We start from the raw sequence: 17,781 nt of genomic DNA on the forward strand, positions 1-17,781 counted from the left end.
CTTATCAGGCCTACAAACGTACAGTCATGGCGATTCGCAGGTCGGGACTATAAACCTTATCCGCGACGTGCTTTTACGGCGTTCGCCAGTTGACGTAACAGAGAGTCGGTATCTTCCCAGCCAATGCAGGCATCGGTGATGCTCTTGCCATAGGCCAGCGGCTCACCGCTTTCCAGACTCTGGTTCCCTTCAACCAGGTGACTTTCCACCATCACGCCAATAATGGCATTTTCACCACCGGCAATCTGCTGGCAAACGTCAGCGCAAACTTCCATCTGCTTTTTGAATTGTTTGGACGAATTTGCATGGCTGAAATCAATCATCACCTGCGCCGGTAAACCCGCTTTTTTCAGCCCTTCTTTCACTTCAGCAACGTGTTTCGCACTGTAGTTAGGCTCTTTACCGCCGCGCAGAATGATATGGCAATCGCCGTTACCGCTGGTATTCACAATTGCCGAATGACCCCATTTGGTCACTGACAGGAAGCAGTGCGGCGCACCAGCAGCATTAATGGCATCAATAGCCACTTTAATCGTGCCATCGGTGCCATTTTTGAATCCTACCGGGCAAGAAAGACCAGACGCCAGTTCACGGTGAACCTGCGATTCGGTTGTACGTGCGCCAATTGCGCCCCAACTCATCAGGTCGGCCAGATACTGCGGGGTGATCATATCGAGAAACTCACCTGCTGCTGGCAGGCCACTATCGTTAATGTCGAGCAGCAATTTACGAGCAATGCGCAAACCGTCGTTGATCTGGAAACTGTTATCCATATGCGGATCGTTGATCAACCCTTTCCAACCCACTGTCGTACGCGGCTTTTCAAAATAGACACGCATGACGATTTCCAGCTCGTCTTTCAGCTCTTCACGCAGCGCCAGCAAGCGGGTTGCATACTCTTTAGCGGCTACAGGATCATGAATTGAACAAGGGCCAATCACCACTAACAGGCGATCATCATTACCTTTCAGGATCTTGTGGATCGCTTTACGGGCATGGGCAACCGTATTCGCGGCATTTTCGGTAGCGGGGAATTTTTCCAGCAATGCGACAGGCGGAAGTAACTCTTTGATTTCTTTGATGCGTAAATCGTCGTTCTGATAATTCATGTCTGTTCCAGTGTTGCCATACTTAATTTAGTGAATGCAATAGTTCCAATCTATATCTTCCGTCAGAATGTGTAAACGGGGTTTTACACTATGAACGGAATAATCCTGGAATTAGCAAGAAAAACGCCAGATTGTCGCGAAAAACGAGATCTCACCTACAATTTCTAACTGTAACTTCTTTGTTTATTAATTTTTTCAAGATTCTCTGCTGGATTTATTCTTCTGGCTGAAATCTTAAACCATTGCCTGACAATCACCTGCAAATGCACTGTTGGAAGAGGTTATCCGACATAACGACCATAACAGGAGCATCGTATGAAAATGACAAAACTGGCCACTCTATTTCTGACTGCCACTCTTAGTCTTGCCAGCGGAGCTGCACTGGCTGCCGATAGCGGCGCACAAACTAATAACGGCCAGGCAAACGCTGCGGCTGATGCGGGCCAGGTTGCCCCAGATGCCCGTGAAAATGTCGCGCCAAATAACGTCGATAATAGCAGGGTTAATAGCAACTCGGGCGGCACCATGCTGCACCCGAACGGTTCATCAATGGATAATGATGGCATGACCAAAGATGAAGAGCACAAAAATACGATGTGCAAAGATGGTCGCTGTCCGGACATCAATAAAAAAGTCCAAACCGGTGATGGCATCAACAATGATGTCGATACCAAAACCGACGGTACAACACAGTAATCCTGCAATAAAGCCAATACAGGGAGAGCGGAGTCTCTCCCTTTTAATTTTTCCCTTCTAAAAGCAGTATGATGTCATAAAGTTAAGTGAGATTAATTAAGGGATGACTCGTCATGGCGCACTCACACACTTCCGCACATCTGCCAGAAGATAATAATGCTCGTCGCTTGTTATATGCTTTCAGCGTTACCGCCGGTTTTATGCTGGTTGAAGTTATTGGCGGCTTTCTTTCCGGTTCTCTGGCATTGCTGGCCGATGCGGGTCATATGCTGACCGATACTGCCGCCCTGCTTTTCGCCCTACTTGCCGTTCAATTTTCCCGTCGTCCCCCCACCATTCGCCATACTTTCGGCTGGCTTCGATTGACCACCCTCGCGGCGTTTGTAAATGCCATCGCCCTGGTGGTGATTACTATTTTGATTGTCTGGGAGGCGATAGAACGCTTCCGCACGCCACGTCCGGTTGAAGGCGGTATGATGATGACTATTGCCGTGGCTGGATTGCTGGCGAATGTGCTTTCTTTCTGGTTGCTGCATCGTGGCAGTGAAGAGAAAAATCTCAATGTACGCGCGGCAGCGTTGCATGTCCTGGGGGATCTGCTGGGTTCTGTCGGCGCTATCATCGCGGCGTTGATTATTATCTGGACCGGCTGGACGCCTGCTGACCCTATTCTTTCCATTCTCGTTTCACTTCTGGTTCTGCGCAGTGCCTGGCGATTATTGAAAGACAGCGTGAATGAATTACTTGAAGGTGCGCCGGTTTCGCTGGATATCGCTGAACTGAAGCGCCGCATGTGCCGGGAAATCCCGGAAGTGCGCAATGTGCATCATGTACACGTGTGGATGGTGGGCGAGAAGCCAGTAATGACGCTGCATGTGCAGGTGATCCCGCCACACGATCACGACGCATTGTTGGACAAGATCCAACACTATCTGATGGACAACTATCAGATTGAGCACGCCACGATTCAGATGGAATATCAGCCTTGTCATGGGCCGGATTGCCACCTTAATCAAGGGGTTTCCGGCCATTCACATCATCACCATTAATGAGACAGCGCGCGTGAACCTCTTTCGCGTGCGCTGTTTATCCACATCCGGCTGCCGTTCAGGGCAATAAAGGTCAGGATCAGATACTCCAGCGACATGGCATAAACCCCCTGCAAGGCGAAAATCACCACGCTGATCACGTTAATAATGACCCACAGTAACCAGTTTTCGACGTATTTACGTGTCATCAGGATCATTGCCACGATGGAGAGTACCATCATGCAGGAATCCCAGAATGGGAAGGCGTCTGGTTGCAATTCTGGCATAGCCACTTGTAGACCCAACGCTTGCATAATCATTACCGCCACGCGGGTCAGGAACGCAAATACCGGGTTGATAAATACCGTCATCAGACCAATGGCAACGACGCAAACAGCCAACCAGGTTAATGCCTTCGGCAGTGGCAGCCAGCGAATTTTCAACTCGGCTTCATGCTGACTGGTTTGTCGCGACCAGGCATACCAACCATAAATGTTAGCGGCAAAGAAAAATACCTGCAGCAGTAAGCTGGCATACAATTGAATCTGAAAGAAAATAATGCCAAACAAGGTAACGTTGATCAGACCAAAAAAGTAGTTGCTGCTCTTCTCCAGGCTGGCAAGGCCAATACACAGTAACCCAGCGATCGTCCCTACCGCTTCGATCCATGAGAGATCGTAACCGCCAGTACCGATCGGTATATGAACCAGAATGTTCTGTGTGCTAAAAAAATCCATCTTTCCTCCAATGCGTAGCATGATGCCTTATTGTCAGCTATCCACGTAGTGTAGCCGCAAAATCCAGCATACGGTTGAGCGGCACCAGCGCCCTCTCTCGCAGCTTTTCATCAACATGAACCTCGTGTTTGCTTCCTCCCTGTTCTAATGCCTCTGCGATGGCCTGGAGGCCATTCATGGCCATCCACGGGCAATGCGCACAGCTACGGCAGGTTGCACCCTCGCCAGCGGTTGGCGCTTCCAGTAGCTCCTTGTCAGGCACCGCTTGCTGCATTTTGTAGAAGATCCCCCGATCCGTCGCCACAATAAGCCGTTGATGCGGCAATGTTTTCGCAGCATTGATCAACTGACTTGTGGAACCGACCGCATCGGCCATATCGACAATGGCCTGGGGTGACTCCGGATGTACCAGTATGGCAGCGTCAGGGTATTGTTTTTGTAAGCGGGTTAACGCCTGAGTCTTAAACTCATCATGAACGATGCAGGCACCTTGCCAGCATAAGATGTCTGCGCCCGTCTGTTTTTGCACGTAACGCCCCAAATGTTTGTCTGGTGCCCAGATGATTTTTTCCCCCAAACTATCCAGATGATCAATAAGTTCGACGGCAATGCTTGAAGTCACCACCCAATCTGCACGCGCTTTTACCGCAGCAGACGTGTTAGCGTAGACGACGACAGTACGATCGGGATGGGCATCACAAAATGCGTTAAATTCTTCAATGGGGCACCCGAGATCCAGTGAACATTCGGCCTTAAGTGTGGGCATCAGAATTGTTTTTTCCGGGCTGAGGATTTTGGCGGTTTCTCCCATAAATCTCACCCCAGCAACTAACAGCGTAGAAGCAGGATGCTTTGCACCAAAGCGCGCCATTTCCAGCGAATCGGAAATGCAGCCGCCGGTTTCCTCCGCCAGTTGTTGGATTTCAGGGTCGGTGTAGTAGTGGGCGACCATAACCGCATTATGTTCTTTCAGCAGGTGTTTTATTTTCTCGCGGTAATACGCTTTTTCATCAATGCTTAACGGCGTCGGCTTTGCTGGGAAAGGATAAATCGCTGCTTCAGGATCAAACATCACGCTCATCTTGCTATCTCGTTTTGCAGACTTAACATTTAAACCGATATGAAGCGTGATATCGCTATTACCGATTTCATTTGTTTTATATGCTAAACAAGATAACCGAATGGCAGGGAAAAGTCACAAGAATTACGTACGTGATATTGGATGCAACGCTTTGCGCTTATCCGACCTACATAAGGTTATTCACTCATCAAGCGTGGGAACTTACGAATTAAAATCGAGGGATGTTAAGATAGCAAAAAGGCACCTTTAGGGTGCCTTTTCACATTGGTGGGTCGTGCAGGATTCGAACCTGCGACCAATTGATTAAAAGTCAACTGCTCTACCAACTGAGCTAACGACCCCTTGCGGGATTATACTGCTTTAATCATTCAGGATGGTGGGTCGTGCAGGATTCGAACCTGCGACCAATTGATTAAAAGTCAACTGCTCTACCAACTGAGCTAACGACCCGAGTGGTGGGTGATGACGGGATCGAACCGCCGACCCCCTCCTTGTAAGGGAGGTGCTCTCCCAGCTGAGCTAATCACCCGATACTGCGCTGGATACTACTAACTGTTTCCACCTAACCCACCATAATTAGTGGTGGGTCGTGCAGGATTCGAACCTGCGACCAATTGATTAAAAGTCAACTGCTCTACCAACTGAGCTAACGACCCGGTGGTGGGTGATGACGGGATCGAACCGCCGACCCCCTCCTTGTAAGGGAGGTGCTCTCCCAGCTGAGCTAATCACCCGATACTACGCTGGATACTACAACTAACTATGCTAGTGGTGGGTCGTGCAGGATTCGAACCTGCGACCAATTGATTAAAAGTCAACTGCTCTACCAACTGAGCTAACGACCCACTTTAGTGTTGCTTTCGGTTTGTTTGATATCCCGTGGCAACGGCGGCATATATTACTGATTTCAGATTTGAGCGCAACAAAAATTTCGATGTAGATCACTCAACTGCTTATGATTCGCACGACACGACCAGAAATAATGCGACTTCTGGTCGCGTGTTATGCATTACATAGCGTTCAGACGTTTTTGTGCCTGTTTGGCGCCATCAGTACCAGGGTACTTACTGATAACCTGTTGGTACACGGCTTTCGCTTTCGCAGTGTCACCTTTGTCCTGCATGATGACGCCGACCTTAAACATCGCATCTGCAGCCTTCGGTGACTTCGGATAGTTTTTCACTACCGAAGCAAAATAGTACGCCGCATCATCTTTCTTACCCTTGTTGTAGTTTAACTGACCCAGCCAATAATTGGCGTTTGGCAGGTAAGTTGAATCAGGATAATTTTTGATGAAATTCTGAAATGCCACCATCGCATCATCCTGGCGGGATTTATCCTGCACCAGTGCAATAGCTGCATTGTAATCAGTGTTTGCATCACCGCTTTTCACCGGCGCGCCAGCACTCGCAGTACCAGCATCAGCCGTTGGCGTTGTTGCCGCCGCCCCGCTTTGCTCAACGCTGGCAGATTGCGTCGCTGCACCACCGCTGCTGAGGCTATCGATCTGCAACAGGATCTGCTTTTGCCGCTCCACGACCTGATTTAGTTGATACTGATTTTCCTGAATTTGACCACGCAGGGAATCAATATCGGACTGATTATCGGAGAGTTGCTGCTGAAGTTGAGTTAAAAGCTGACTGTGAGCATTAGAAATACGCTCAAGTTGAGTGACGCGGTCTTCGACCGAGCCTGAGCCGACACTACTGATTGGTGCCTGAGCAAAAGCGGCCCAGGGGGCCGCTATACCAACCAGTAACGACAGACTCAATAGTTGATGTCTGAAGTTACTGCTCATGCAATTCTCTTAGTAAACCAGTACCGCACGACGGTTTTTGGAGTATGCCGCTTCGTCATGGCCCAGTACTGCAGGTTTTTCTTTACCGTAAGAAACGATGGAGATCTGGTCAGCAGAAACACCTTTACCCTGCAGGTACATCTTAACGGCGTTCGCACGACGTTCACCCAGGGAGATGTTGTATTCCGGAGTACCACGTTCGTCCGCGTGACCTTCTACGGTGACTTTGTAAGACGGGTTGCTACGCAGGAAGTTTGCGTGTGCATCCAGCATTTGAGCGAAATCAGAACGGATATCGTATTTGTCCAGATCGAAGTAAACGATATTATTCTGCTGTAGCTGTTGCATTTGCAGACGAGCCTGCTCTTCGGAAGACATGTTGCCGTTACCGCCGTTCGCATCCATACCAGTGCCGGCACCCAGCATGCCTTCGCTGCCGTCATTGCTGGCGTTCTTGTTGGAAGAACATGCCGCAATTGCCATAACAGGCAGAGCAATCATCAGCCCTTTCAGCACTTTGTTCAGTTGCATTTCAATGATTCCTTTACTATTCAATTAATTATTATCACAGATACGGCGACCAGGCAGGGAATTTGACCTGTCCATCAGTTGCCGGAAGACGCGCTTTGAAACGCCCATCTGTAGAAACCAAATTCAGCACGGATCCCATCCCCTGAGAAGAGCTGTAGATTACCATAGTGCCGTTAGGTGCCAGACTTGGCGTTTCATCCAGGAACGTTGACGACAGAACTTGTACGCCTCCCGTTACCAGATCTTGTTTGGCAATGTGCTGCTGCCCACCATTGGAGCTGACCATTACCATAAATTTACCGTCGCTGCTGACATCCGCATCCTGGTTCTGCGAACCTTCCCAGGTAATACGTTGTGGCGCACCGCCGTTGATATTCACTTTATAAACCTGCGGACGACCTGCCTGGTCAGAAGTAAATGCCAGGTTCTGGCTGTCCGGGAACCAGGTCGGTTCAGTGTTGTTGCTACGGCCATCAGTCACCTGACGAATCTGACCAGAAGCTAAATCCATTACGTACAGGTTCAGGCTACCCGTTTTAGACAGGGCAAACGCCAGTTTGCTGCCATCCGGTGAGAACGCTGGCGCACCGTTGTGACGCGGGAATGAAGCCACCTGACGCACAGCGCCATTTGCCAGCGTCTGGATAACCAGCGCGGAACGACCGCTTTCGAAGGTGACATATGCCAGTTTAGAACCGTCTGGTGACCACGCCGGAGACATCAGCGGCTGCGGAGAACGGTGAACCACAAACTGGTTGTAGCCATCGTAGTCAGATACGCGCAATTCGTACGGGAACTGACCACCGTTGGTCTGAACAACGTAGGCAATACGAGTACGGAACGCACCCTTAATGCCGGTCAGTTTTTCAAACACTTCGTCACTGGCGGTATGGCCAGCATAACGCAGCCATTGCTTGTTAACTTTATATGAGTTCTGAGCAAGTACAGTACCCGGAGCACCACCGGTATCAACTAGCTGATAAGCAACATTGTAAGAGCCGTCCGGGTTCGGAGTGACCTGACCTACAACCACAGCGTCAATACCCAGTGCAGACCATGCTGCGGGTTGAACTTCCTGCGCGCTACCCGGCTGCTGTGGCAGACGAGCGCGATCTAACGGGTTAAATTTACCGCTGTTACGCAAGTCAGCAGCAACGATGCCGCCAATATCTTCAGGTGCCGCACCAGGCCCTGCCCACTGGAAAGGAACGACACCAATAGGACGACCGGAATCTACACCACTGTCGATCACAATGCGGACTTCAGCGTGCAGAACCGACGCCCACAGTATGAGAAAACCAAATGCTACTCGTAATGCCTGCTTCATCATATCTCCCTTATCCGGACAGATAGTCCACGATAATTTAGCAGAATGTTAACAAACTCAAATACACAAAACTACCAGAACCCCGCGACAACCGATGTCTGATATTAACCGCCGTGACGGCCAACATCGCGATTACGGCTTGAAGTCCAATGGTGCGTTTTTGAACACTTCATATACTGCCTGGCTTGGTGGTTTCGGGATCTTCGCAAGTTTAGCTGCTGCCAATGCAGCCTGACAAAGTGCGGGATCGCCACCTTCAGGTTTGATATCCAGTAACATGCCATCTGGTGCCAGTTTTATGCGCAGCGTACAGGTTTTGCCTGCATAAGACGATGCGTCATAAAACTTACTTTCGATAGCAGATTTAATCTGCCCGGCATAGTTATTGATATCTGCACCTGATGCGCCATTGTTTTTAGTATTACCACTCCCGGCAGGCGAAGCATTGTTCCCTTTCGCCCCACCACCGGTTTTCGGTGCATTCTTACCAGAGCTTAGCTCACCGAAGATATCATCTGCCTCTGCGGCCGCTTTAGCTGCAGCGGCTTTTTCAGCAGCCGCTTTTGCCGCTGCTGCTTTCTTCTCTGCTGCTGCTTTCTCTGCTGCTGCTTTCTTATCAGCCGCAGCTTTCTCTGCCGCTGCTTTCTTATCAGCCGCAGCCTTTTCAGTAGCCGCTTTCTTCTCAGCTTCAGCCTTCGCTTTTTCAGCAGCTTCAGCCGCTGCTTTCTTTCTTGCTTCAGCAGCGGCGGCTTCTGCAGCTTCGGCTTTCTTCTTCAGTGCCGCAGCCGCTTTGGCGGCTTCAGCCTCAGCTTTCTTCTGCGCTTCGGCTGCGGCTTTGGCAGCTTCTGCTTCCGCTTTTTTCTTCGCATCCGCAGCCGCTTTCTTCGCCGCTTCGGCTGCTGCTTTGGCATCCGCTTCGGCCTTCGCTTTAGCATCTGCCGCAGCTTTCGCTGCCGCTTCTTCCGCTTGCTTCTGCTTTAACTCAGCCTGTTTGGCAGCGTCTTCAGCCTGCTTTTTCTGTTCCTGAGCAGCTAACCGCTCTTTCTCAAGTTGCTTCAGGCGTTCCTGTTCAGCCGCTTGCTTTTCACGGAGTTCTTCGGCTGCCTGCTGTTCCTTAATCTTGCGCTGCTCTTCGGAACGCTTCGCGCTTGACTCCTGGCTTTGCATGCGTTTGTACTGCTCAACTACCGCACCTGAATCAACCATTACGGCGTCGATAGACGAACCACCGCCACCTCCGGCTGAAGCTTCTATATTCTCATCGAACGAACTCCAGATCAGCGCCGCAAATAAGATGACATGCAGCACTGCTGAAATAATTATCGCCCGTTTGAGCTTGTCGTTTTGTTCGGTTGCCTTTGACACTCTCGGTTCCCAAAAACTGTTCGCCTGTTACCCGCTCTCTTTCAAGCAAGGGAAACGCAGATGCTTAGATAGGCTGCGTCATTAAACCAACCGATTTCACACCCGCACTGTGTAACAAGTTCAGCGCTTTAATTATTTCATCGTAAGGCACATCTTTTGCGCCACCGATCAGAAAGACCGTTTTCGGATTAGCCTTGAAACGGCTGGAGATTTCTGCCACCACCTGCTCTGGAGGTAAACGCTCCAGGCGATCTTTCTCAACCACCACGGTGTACTGACCAATACCAGATACTTCAACTATCACTGGCGGATTATCGTTACTACTCACTGCCTGCGATTCAGTAGCGTCTGGCAGATCGACCTCCACACTCTGGGTAATGATGGGTGCTGTCGCCATAAAGATCAGCAACAGCACCAGCAGTACATCCAGCAACGGTACGATGTTGATTTCGGACTTGAGATCGCGACGACCTCGTCCACGCGCTCTGGCCATGGCTTACCCCTTGTTGCTCTCGCTAACGGTAAACGCCTGGCGGTGCAGAATCGCAGTAAACTCTTCCATAAAGTTATCGTAATTCAGTTCCAGTTTGTTTACGCGTTGGTTAAGACGGTTGTAAGCCATAACCGCCGGAATAGCGGCGAACAGACCGATTGCCGTGGCAATCAACGCTTCTGCGATACCGGGAGCCACCATTTGCAGTGTTGCCTGCTTCACCGCACCAAGGGCAATAAAAGCGTGCATGATCCCCCAGACTGTACCAAACAAACCGATATACGGGCTGATAGAACCCACCGTACCGAGAAACGGAATGTGTGTTTCCAGATTTTCCAGCTCACGATTCATAGAGATACGCATCGCACGTGCAGCCCCTTCCACCACTGCTTCCGGCGCATGGCTGTTGGCACGATGCAGGCGCACAAATTCTTTGAACCCGCTGTAAAAGATTTGTTCCGACCCAGTGAGATTATCCCGTTTTCCCTGGCTCTCCTGATAGAGGCGAGAAAGTTCGATTCCAGACCAGAATTTATCTTCAAACGCTTCGGCTTCACGCGCTGCAGCGTTAAGAATACGGGTCCGCTGGATAATAATGGCCCAGGATGCGATTGAAAAACCAATCAAAATCAACATGATAAGTTTAACCAGAAGGCTAGCCTTCAGGAACAAATCAAGGATATTCATGTCAGTCACTGCTTAAACTCCGCGACAATAGACTTAGGAAGCGCACGAGGCTTCATTTTGAGTGGGTCAACGCAAACAATCAGAACCTCAGCTTCATTCAGCAGAGTATTCTCGGCGTTGACAATACGTTGCGTGAAAACCAAAGAGGTGCCACGCATTGATGTTATTTCAGTCTGTATTTCGAGCATATCGTCGAGCCGTGCAGGTGCGTAATATTCCACCGTCATTTTACGCACCACGAAGGCAACACGTTCAGCCATCAGTGCCTGTTGGCTAAAGTGATGGTGGCGCAGCATCTCTGTGCGTGCTCTTTCATAAAAAGCGATGTAACTGGCATGGTACACCACACCACCGGCATCAGTATCTTCATAATAGACACGAACCGGCCATCGAAACAGCGTTGTATTCACTTTACATCCCGGTAATGCAACAAAAGTTAGAACTTTTAAACGCTGCTACTATACGCGTGCGATTGAGGTTTGGGAATGAGGGTAAGTTAAGGGAGCGTAAAAATTTATGGACCCTCAACGGCCCATAAATTTTTAAAGAGAATTCTGATTTAAAAGAAGAAGAAAATCAGCCCTACAATGAGAACAAGATCAGCAAGCAATGGGCAAAAAATCCCTTTCCAAAGAACCTTCTGCGGACGAAACCCCACGCCGTGAATAACGCCTGCGCAGACGGCCCACATCAGCAATAATCCATGCCAGATTTCCAGCTCACTGGTCTTCGCGGCAAAACGTGATGGGTCCCAAAACATACATCCTGCTAACAGAAGCGCCATCACGAAGGAAAGCGCCCTCAGAGGGCGCTTGTCCATTACCGCATACAAGGTTGCGATAATCTTACTCATCAACTGTCTTCTTGACCGGCTTTGCCTGATTCGACGTGCTCAAGCGCCAGCGCGGTAATTACCCCAAATGAACAGGCAAGAAGCGTTCCCAGAATCCATGCGAAATACCACATTTTTAGCTCCTTACTTAGTACAGAGAGTGGGTGTTACGTTCAATATCTTCTTTGGTGATACGTCCGAACATTTTCCAGTAACACCAGGCGGTGTAGAGCAGAATGATCGGCACCAGAACCACCGCAACCCAGGTCATGACGTTAAGCGTCAGTTGGCTGGAAGTTGCATCCCACATTGTCAGACTTGCATTCATCATGGTGCTGGACGGCATTACAAACGGGAACATTGCAATACCCGCAGTCAGAATGATGCAGGCCAGTGTCAGAGAAGAGAACACAAACGCCCACGCGGCTTTATCCATACGCGCAGTCAGGATAGTCAGCAGTGGTAGAACCACCCCCAGAGCCGGAATAGCCCACAGAATTGGCGTGTTGTTGAAGTTCACCAGCCATGCACCAGCTTCACGAACCACTTCTTTATTCAGCGGGTTAGATGCTGCGTAATGGTCCATTGTCGACTTCACAACATAACCGTCGATACCGTACATCACCCATACGCCAGCCAGTGCGAAGCACACCAGCGTTACCAGCGCCGCCACCTGAGCCGTTGCACGGGTACGCAGGTGCAGTTCACCAACGGTGCGCATTTGCAGATAGGTTGCACCCTGAGTGATGATCATCCCGACGCTTACCACACCAGCCAGCAGGCCGAACGGATTGAGCAGTTGGAAGAAGTTACCGGTGTAGTACAGACGGAGATATTCATCAACATTGAACGGTACACCCTGCAACAGGTTACCGAACGCCACGCCAATCACCAGCGGCGGAACGAAGCTACCAATGAAGATGCCCCAGTCCCACATGTTACGCCAGCGGGTTTCTTCAATCTTGGAACGGTAATCAAAACCGACCGGACGGAAGAACAAAGATGCCAGCACGAGGATCATCGCGACATAGAAGCCGGAAAACGCAGCGGCATAGACCATCGGCCAGGCAGCAAATAATGCGCCGCCTGCAGTGATCAGCCAAACCTGGTTACCGTCCCAGTGTGGGGCGATGGAGTTAATCATAATTCGACGCTCGGTGTCGTTACGACCGAGGAAACGGGTGAGCATGCCCACCCCCATGTCGAAACCGTCAGTGACTGCAAAACCAATCAGCAGAATGCCAACCAGCAGCCACCAGATAAAACGCAATACTTCATAATCGATCATTTGACGACTCCTGTCTTAGCGTGCCGGCTGAGTAGTCGTGGAAGACTGCTCAAAGTGATAGCGACCGGTTTTCAGGCTGCTTGGGCCGAGGCGTGCAAACTTGAACATTAAGAACATTTCTGCCACCAGGAACAGGGTATACAGGCCGCAAATCAGAACCATAGAGAAGATGAGATCGCCTGCAGTCAGCGACGAGTTCGCCACTGCGGTAGGCAGCACCTCACCGATAGCCCACGGTTGACGACCATATTCGGCAACAAACCAGCCCGCTTCTACAGCGATCCACGGCAGCGGAATACCGTACAGCGCGGCGCGCAGCAGCCATTTTTTCTCACCGATACGGTTGCGGATTACGCTCCAGAAGGAGAGCGCGATAATTGCCAACAGCAGGAAGCCACACGCCACCATGATGCGGAACGCGAAGTACAGCGGTGCTACACGTGGAATAGAGTCTTTGGTTGCCTGTTGAATCTGCGCTTCAGTCGCATCCGCCACATTCGGCGTATAGCGTTTCAGCAGCAGACCATAACCGAGATCTTTCTTCATGCTATTGAACTGATCGCGTACAGCCTGGTCGGTAGAACCAGAACGCAGTTGCTCAAGCAGAGAGTACGCTTTCATCCCGTTACGGATACGTTCTTCGTGCTGCACCATCAGCTCTTTCAGGCCGATAACCGGCGTATCCACAGAACGTGTAGCGATGATACCCAGCGCATAAGGGATCTGGATTGCAAATTTGTTCGTCTGCTCTTCCTGATCAGGAATACCGAACAGAGTAAAGGCAGCAGGCGCAGGTTGAGTTTCCCACTCGGCTTCAATAGCAGCCAGTTTGGTTTTCTGCACGTCACCCATTTCGTAACCGGATTCATCACCCAGAACAATAACGGACAGAACAGCAGCCATACCGAAGCTTGCAGCGATAGCAAAGGAGCGTTTTGCGAAGGCGAAGTCACGGCCTTTCAGCATATACCATGCGCTGATACCGAGGATGAACATCGCGCCAGTCACATAACCAGACGCAACAGTGTGAACGAATTTCACCTGAGCAACCGGGTTAAGCACCAGCTCGGAGAAGCTCACCATCTCCATACGCATAGTTTCGAAATTGAAATCGGACGCGATTGGGTTTTGCATCCAGCCGTTCGCAACCAGAATCCACAGTGCGGACAGGTTTGAACCGAGCGCCACCAGCCAGGTGACACACATATGCTGAACTTTACCCAGACGATCCCAACCGAAGAAGAACAGACCTACAAAGGTGGATTCGAGGAAGAAGGCCATCAGACCTTCGATTGCCAGCGGCGCACCGAAGATATCCCCTACATAGTGAGAATAATAAGACCAGTTAGTCCCGAACTGGAACTCCATGGTTAAACCGGTTGCCACACCCAGAGCAAAGTTGATACCAAACAACTTGCCCCAGAACTTTGTCATATCTTTATAAATCTGTTTGCCGGAAAGGACGTAGACCGTTTCCATGATGGCCAGCAGGAACGCCATACCGAGCGTCAGTGGCACAAAAAGGAAGTGGTACATCGCGGTCAAGGCAAACTGTAAGCGCGACAGTTCGACTATATCTAACATCATGACTCCTTGCTCATCGCATGAAGACTCCGAGAGTGAACCCCGTTAGAAAGGGTCACACGCATGCCCCAATACAAAATTATTTGCTCGCCCCTATCGTTGCCATTTCATCAAAAGAGGAAAAGACAATGATAAAAAGTTACAAACATGTTAATGAATAAACCAAATTGATCCCGCAATTATATTACGCCGCAAAATCCTTACAATAAACAGGTTTTTATTGAACAAATTTGCATTTTTCGACAGTGATCAATTTATAGCGAAATTGTCACCATCTCACCAATTTAATCTACGACAATTTATCGTGTTTTGCAGATTTTTTTCAAGAATTAAAAATTGATTTATATCAAAATCAATCAGATATGTTAATTATGTGTGAATTAGAGATTGTTGGTAATTTTATTGTTAACATATTGTAAATCATAAATGCATAATTATTATCGCAATGGAGAGATATAGATAAAAAACCAGTATTTTATTTAACAGAGCTGCTTTATCGACTTTTTATAATACTAATTAGTTAGAGTAGCCAATTTGTTGCCATTTTACATAACATATTTTTATCAAAATTAATCGATTGTTGTCTTTATGAGCACATTCCTATGAGTCCATTATTTTATTGTTTCTCTGGTAATAATCACTTATAGGAATAGATGTATTGGGTATAGTCAGGCGGGACGAAAATTTTTTAAGCGAAATTATAGGGTATAGGTATTTTCCCGCTCTTGTCCTCTACGATTAATTCAGCAATTAACAATTAAGAAAAATAGCAGGTAATTCAGCAAGTAAGTCTACCGCAGGCTGTTATATATAGAATATTGTTATTCATTTAACAGCAACACGAAACAACGAAGTGGGATTGTAAGTGAGTGTTATAAAACTCCAGATTCCTTCGAACAATACGTTACCCTGCCTCTAAAAAATACTCCTATGGCGTAAAGTTGATTAGCTCCAACGAATGGCATAACCCTGTGCAGGATATTAACTACTTGTTACTTACAACATTATTTTTACAATTCTGCGTTAAGCCAGAAGCGAATAGTATTGAATACATACATCAAACTTTTTTAATTGCCTTTATAGGGGTTAAAAGTGTGCCCAAAATGCAAATTAGATGTTGATCACAATTATATCAACATATTAGATCAATAGAATTTAAAAAAAATTAAAATCAATGGCGCAAGGCATCGCAACGCATTGAATTTTCTCATCTATTTAAACACACATTATAAACAAGCATTTTACGAAAGATATTTTGAAAATAGATCAATTGCATCCTAATGACTGGGCAAAGAAACTCCAGTGATATTAAGCATGTGCCGTTATGTATGGCCATAAATACAACGTGTGTAACTTATTTTACTCTCTGTCTTACAAAGGATTACCCATGAAGAAAGCAACACTTGTGATTGGCGTTATTGGCGCTGACTGCCATGCAGTAGGCAATAAAGTTCTGGATCGTGTTTTTACCACCCATGACTTCAGGGTCATTAATCTGGGCGTTATGGTCAGCCAGGACGAATATATTGATGCTGCCATTGAAACTGGCGCTAACGCGATTGTGGTTTCCTCTATCTATGGTCATGGCGATATCGACTGTCTGGGCATGCGTGAACGCTGCATCGAGCGCGGGCTGGGTGACATTCTGCTTTATGTGGGCGGTAACCTGGTGGTGGGTAAACATGACTTCGCTGACGTGGAAATCAAATTCAAAGAAATGGGTTTTGATCGCGTCTTCGCACCCAGCCATGACTTAGAAGATGTCTGCCAACTGATGACCAACGATATCAACCAACGTCATGGCGTAGAAATACACATTCTCGAAGAGGCAATCTGATGCAAATTGTCTCTGTCGATATTGGATCGACGTGGACCAAAGCAGCCCTCTTCACTCGGGAGGGGGACGCGTTAACGTTGGTTAACCACGTTCTGACTCCAACCACCACGCACCATCTGGCGGAAGGTTTTTTCTCCAGCCTGAACCAGGTGTTAAACGTAGATAATGCCCTCCCCCTGTTAAACTGCGGTGAGGTTGCATTGAAGTATTCCTCCTCAGCCAAAGGGGGACTGGCGGTCGCTGCAATGGGGTTAGTGCCTTCTATCACCCTGGAAACTGCGAAAGTAACCGCTCACTCTGCTGGCGCTAAAATCACGCAATATTACGCCTATAAGCTGAACCGCCGTGATATTCAGGCGCTGGAAGAGACACCGCCAGACATCCTGTTGTTCACCGGCGGCACCGACGGCGGTGAAGAAAGTTACGGATTGAATAACGCCCGCGTGCTGGCAGAATCAAAACTCGACTGCGCCATTATTTATGCCGGAAACAGGGATATTCAGGATGAAGTGCAAGCCATCCTTGGGCATAAAGAGCTGACTATCGTCGATAACGTCCTGCCTGACCTTGACCATCCAACCCCTTTGGCCGCGCGTCAGGCCATCTGCGACATTTTTCTCAAACGTATTGTTAAAGGAAAAGGACTGGATGTCATTGTTGATGAAACGGGCGAAGAACCGATGCCGACACCGTGGACGGTCTATGAGTTGGTAAAGGCCATCAGCAATGTAAATAGTCACTGGAAAGAGTTCATTCTTCTCGACATGGGCGGCGCAACCACCGACGTCTATTCCGCCTGCATTAATCATCTCACGCCAGATACCGTTTTGCACGGCGTACCAGAACCATTCATAAAACGAACCGTAGAAGGCGATCTGGGGATGCGCGTCTCGGCGGCGGTGGTTGGTGAAAACGCAAAAGACTTAGTCAATATGATCTTTGCTCAGCAACCCGTGCAGCAGGAGGCTTTTTATCATTACCTTCGTCATTTGGCCGCTCATCCCGAATACTTACCCGCTAACACAGAAGAAAAATATTTCGATGCTGTGCTGGCCGGGCTGTGCGTGGGTTACGCCACAGAACGTCATGCGGGCACCAAAAAAGAAGTCTGCACCTGCGTCGGTAATGTTGATTTACAAATGGGACGCGACCTTACCACCGTGCACAAAGTCATCGGCTCCGGTGGATGGCTGTCGCGCGCCAGCCAGTTTGATATTCATCACTGGCTGAAGTACCGCGAGTTAAACGACGACGGCAAACGCATTCTCTTACCGACTCAATTTGAATATTACCGTGATTCACAGGGGCTATTTCCACTGCTGGCAAACGTTGCCAGAGTAGACCCGCAAGCCGCCGCGCTCACCAGTATTCAATGCTTAACCCTATAA

At 48.9% G+C, this 17,781-nt stretch carries 18 protein-coding genes and 6 tRNA genes; 4 read left to right on the forward strand and 20 right to left on the reverse strand.

All coding sequences use genetic code 11. The annotated features are described in order from the left end of the window. Positions 1 to 56: 56 nt before the first annotated feature. Positions 57 to 1,109 carry a 3-deoxy-7-phosphoheptulonate synthase AroG gene (gene aroG / locus C0K55_RS07045; protein ID WP_001109190.1) on the reverse strand — a complete coding sequence of 351 codons (1,053 nt, stop codon included), beginning with the start codon at positions 1,107 to 1,109 and terminating at the stop codon, positions 57 to 59. A 315-nt stretch (positions 1,110 to 1,424) separates the two neighbouring features. Here aroG and C0K55_RS07055 point away from each other — a divergent pair, with 315 nt between their 5' ends. Together C0K55_RS07055 and zitB are read left to right on the forward strand one after the other, a co-directional pair. After that, positions 1,425 to 1,805: a YbgS-like family protein gene (locus tag C0K55_RS07055; protein WP_105266805.1), complete on the forward strand. Its 381-nt coding sequence runs from the start codon at positions 1,425 to 1,427 to the stop codon at positions 1,803 to 1,805. Between the two features lie 113 nt (positions 1,806 to 1,918). After that, positions 1,919 to 2,854: a CDF family zinc transporter ZitB gene (zitB, locus tag C0K55_RS07060; protein ID WP_000951311.1), complete on the forward strand. Its 936-nt coding sequence runs from the start codon at positions 1,919 to 1,921 to the stop codon at positions 2,852 to 2,854. On the opposite strand, the gene pnuC is transcribed toward zitB, so the two are convergent. The 19 genes from pnuC to cydA all read right to left on the reverse strand — a co-directional run bounded on the left by pnuC (position 2,851) and on the right by cydA (position 14,556). After that, on the reverse strand, positions 2,851 to 3,570 hold the full coding sequence (gene pnuC / locus C0K55_RS07065; RefSeq protein WP_061090939.1) for a nicotinamide riboside transporter PnuC: 720 nt from the start codon (positions 3,568 to 3,570) through the stop codon (positions 2,851 to 2,853). The two genes, zitB and pnuC, sit on opposite strands and share 4 nt — an antisense overlap. A 37-nt stretch (positions 3,571 to 3,607) precedes the next feature. After that, the gene (gene nadA / locus C0K55_RS07070; protein WP_016248492.1) at positions 3,608 to 4,651 is read right to left on the reverse strand and encodes a quinolinate synthase NadA; all 1,044 of its coding nucleotides are present in this window, start codon (positions 4,649 to 4,651) and stop codon (positions 3,608 to 3,610) included. A gap of 265 nt (positions 4,652 to 4,916) precedes the next feature. Continuing rightward, positions 4,917 to 4,992 (reverse strand) — tRNA-Lys (locus C0K55_RS07075). A 33-nt stretch (positions 4,993 to 5,025) separates the two neighbouring features. Beyond that, positions 5,026 to 5,101: transfer RNA gene (locus tag C0K55_RS07080), tRNA-Lys, on the reverse strand. 3 nt (positions 5,102 to 5,104) lie between these two features. Then, a tRNA-Val gene (locus C0K55_RS07085) sits at positions 5,105 to 5,180 on the reverse strand. 51 nt (positions 5,181 to 5,231) lie between these two features. Beyond that, positions 5,232 to 5,307 (reverse strand) — tRNA-Lys (locus C0K55_RS07090). A 2-nt stretch (positions 5,308 to 5,309) separates the two neighbouring features. Next, a tRNA-Val gene (locus tag C0K55_RS07095) sits at positions 5,310 to 5,385 on the reverse strand. A gap of 35 nt (positions 5,386 to 5,420) precedes the next feature. After that, positions 5,421 to 5,496: transfer RNA gene (locus C0K55_RS07100), tRNA-Lys, on the reverse strand. A gap of 164 nt (positions 5,497 to 5,660) precedes the next feature. Next, positions 5,661 to 6,449, reverse strand: coding sequence for a cell division protein CpoB (gene cpoB / locus C0K55_RS07105; RefSeq protein ID WP_000097584.1), 789 nt, complete (start codon positions 6,447 to 6,449; stop codon positions 5,661 to 5,663). A 9-nt stretch (positions 6,450 to 6,458) separates the two neighbouring features. Then, a complete protein-coding gene (gene pal, locus C0K55_RS07110) occupies positions 6,459 to 6,980 on the reverse strand; it encodes a peptidoglycan-associated lipoprotein Pal (RefSeq protein WP_001295306.1) in 522 nt (173 codons plus the stop codon). A 34-nt stretch (positions 6,981 to 7,014) separates the two neighbouring features. Then, positions 7,015 to 8,307, reverse strand: coding sequence for a Tol-Pal system beta propeller repeat protein TolB (gene tolB, locus C0K55_RS07115; protein ID WP_010352214.1), 1,293 nt, complete (start codon positions 8,305 to 8,307; stop codon positions 7,015 to 7,017). Between the two features lie 132 nt (positions 8,308 to 8,439). Beyond that, positions 8,440 to 9,672, reverse strand: coding sequence for a cell envelope integrity protein TolA (gene tolA / locus C0K55_RS07120; protein ID WP_105266970.1), 1,233 nt, complete (start codon positions 9,670 to 9,672; stop codon positions 8,440 to 8,442). 64 nt (positions 9,673 to 9,736) lie between these two features. Next, complete coding sequence (tolR, locus tag C0K55_RS07125) at positions 9,737 to 10,165, reverse strand: colicin uptake protein TolR (RefSeq protein ID WP_000090096.1); 429 nt, start codon at positions 10,163 to 10,165, stop codon at positions 9,737 to 9,739. A 3-nt stretch (positions 10,166 to 10,168) separates the two neighbouring features. Then, positions 10,169 to 10,861 (reverse strand): Tol-Pal system protein TolQ, encoded by a 693-nt coding sequence (gene tolQ / locus C0K55_RS07130; protein ID WP_000131311.1) that lies wholly within the window; start codon positions 10,859 to 10,861, stop codon positions 10,169 to 10,171. After that, entirely contained in the window at positions 10,858 to 11,262 is a 405-nt protein-coding gene (gene ybgC, locus C0K55_RS07135; RefSeq protein WP_001098372.1) for a tol-pal system-associated acyl-CoA thioesterase, read from the reverse strand. Before ybgC ends, tolQ begins: the two co-directional genes overlap by 4 nt. A gap of 149 nt (positions 11,263 to 11,411) precedes the next feature. Continuing rightward, positions 11,412 to 11,705 carry a cyd operon protein YbgE gene (gene ybgE, locus C0K55_RS07140; RefSeq protein ID WP_000034596.1) on the reverse strand — a complete coding sequence of 98 codons (294 nt, stop codon included), beginning with the start codon at positions 11,703 to 11,705 and terminating at the stop codon, positions 11,412 to 11,414. After that, positions 11,705 to 11,818 (reverse strand): cytochrome bd-I oxidase subunit CydX, encoded by a 114-nt coding sequence (gene cydX, locus C0K55_RS07145; RefSeq protein WP_000270283.1) that lies wholly within the window; start codon positions 11,816 to 11,818, stop codon positions 11,705 to 11,707. Before cydX ends, ybgE begins: the two co-directional genes overlap by 1 nt. Positions 11,819 to 11,832: 14 nt before the next feature. Further along, positions 11,833 to 12,972, reverse strand: a complete 1,140-nt coding sequence (cydB, locus tag C0K55_RS07150; RefSeq protein ID WP_000568264.1) for a cytochrome d ubiquinol oxidase subunit II — start codon at positions 12,970 to 12,972, stop codon at positions 11,833 to 11,835. Positions 12,973 to 12,987: 15 nt separating this feature from the next. Further along, positions 12,988 to 14,556 (reverse strand): cytochrome ubiquinol oxidase subunit I, encoded by a 1,569-nt coding sequence (cydA, locus tag C0K55_RS07155; protein WP_001516006.1) that lies wholly within the window; start codon positions 14,554 to 14,556, stop codon positions 12,988 to 12,990. A gap of 1,387 nt (positions 14,557 to 15,943) precedes the next feature. On the opposite strand from cydA, the gene glmS reads away from it, so the two are divergent. Both glmS and glmL read left to right on the forward strand, forming a co-directional pair. Further along, a complete protein-coding gene (glmS, locus tag C0K55_RS07160; protein WP_000710399.1) occupies positions 15,944 to 16,393 on the forward strand; it encodes a methylaspartate mutase subunit S in 450 nt (149 codons plus the stop codon). After that, on the forward strand, positions 16,393 to 17,781 hold the full coding sequence (glmL, locus tag C0K55_RS07165; protein WP_061090941.1) for a methylaspartate mutase accessory protein GlmL: 1,389 nt from the start codon (positions 16,393 to 16,395) through the stop codon (positions 17,779 to 17,781). The genes glmS and glmL overlap by 1 nt, the downstream gene beginning before the upstream one ends.

Source organism: Escherichia sp. MOD1-EC6098, from assembly GCF_002965865.1.
GTDB lineage: Bacteria > Pseudomonadota > Gammaproteobacteria > Enterobacterales > Enterobacteriaceae > Escherichia > Escherichia marmotae.

Excerpts from the sequence above, each read along its gene's own strand:
- aroG (WP_001109190.1), bottom strand. The coding sequence starts at position 1,109 with ATGAATTATCAGAACGACGATTTACGCATCAAAGAAATCAAAGAGTTA.
- C0K55_RS07055 (WP_105266805.1), top strand. The coding sequence starts at position 1,425 with ATGAAAATGACAAAACTGGCCACTCTATTTCTGACTGCCACTCTTAGT.
- zitB (WP_000951311.1), top strand. The coding sequence starts at position 1,919 with ATGGCGCACTCACACACTTCCGCACATCTGCCAGAAGATAATAATGCT.
- pnuC (WP_061090939.1), bottom strand. The coding sequence starts at position 3,570 with ATGGATTTTTTTAGCACACAGAACATTCTGGTTCATATACCGATCGGT.
- nadA (WP_016248492.1), bottom strand. The coding sequence starts at position 4,651 with ATGAGCGTGATGTTTGATCCTGAAGCAGCGATTTATCCTTTCCCAGCA.
- cpoB (WP_000097584.1), bottom strand. The coding sequence starts at position 6,449 with ATGAGCAGTAACTTCAGACATCAACTATTGAGTCTGTCGTTACTGGTT.
- pal (WP_001295306.1), bottom strand. The coding sequence starts at position 6,980 with ATGCAACTGAACAAAGTGCTGAAAGGGCTGATGATTGCTCTGCCTGTT.
- tolB (WP_010352214.1), bottom strand. The coding sequence starts at position 8,307 with ATGAAGCAGGCATTACGAGTAGCATTTGGTTTTCTCATACTGTGGGCG.
- tolR (WP_000090096.1), bottom strand. The coding sequence starts at position 10,165 with ATGGCCAGAGCGCGTGGACGAGGTCGTCGCGATCTCAAGTCCGAAATC.
- ybgE (WP_000034596.1), bottom strand. The coding sequence starts at position 11,705 with ATGAGTAAGATTATCGCAACCTTGTATGCGGTAATGGACAAGCGCCCT.
- cydX (WP_000270283.1), bottom strand. The coding sequence starts at position 11,818 with ATGTGGTATTTCGCATGGATTCTGGGAACGCTTCTTGCCTGTTCATTT.
- cydB (WP_000568264.1), bottom strand. The coding sequence starts at position 12,972 with ATGATCGATTATGAAGTATTGCGTTTTATCTGGTGGCTGCTGGTTGGC.
- cydA (WP_001516006.1), bottom strand. The coding sequence starts at position 14,556 with ATGTTAGATATAGTCGAACTGTCGCGCTTACAGTTTGCCTTGACCGCG.
- glmS (WP_000710399.1), top strand. The coding sequence starts at position 15,944 with ATGAAGAAAGCAACACTTGTGATTGGCGTTATTGGCGCTGACTGCCAT.
- glmL (WP_061090941.1), top strand. The coding sequence starts at position 16,393 with ATGCAAATTGTCTCTGTCGATATTGGATCGACGTGGACCAAAGCAGCC.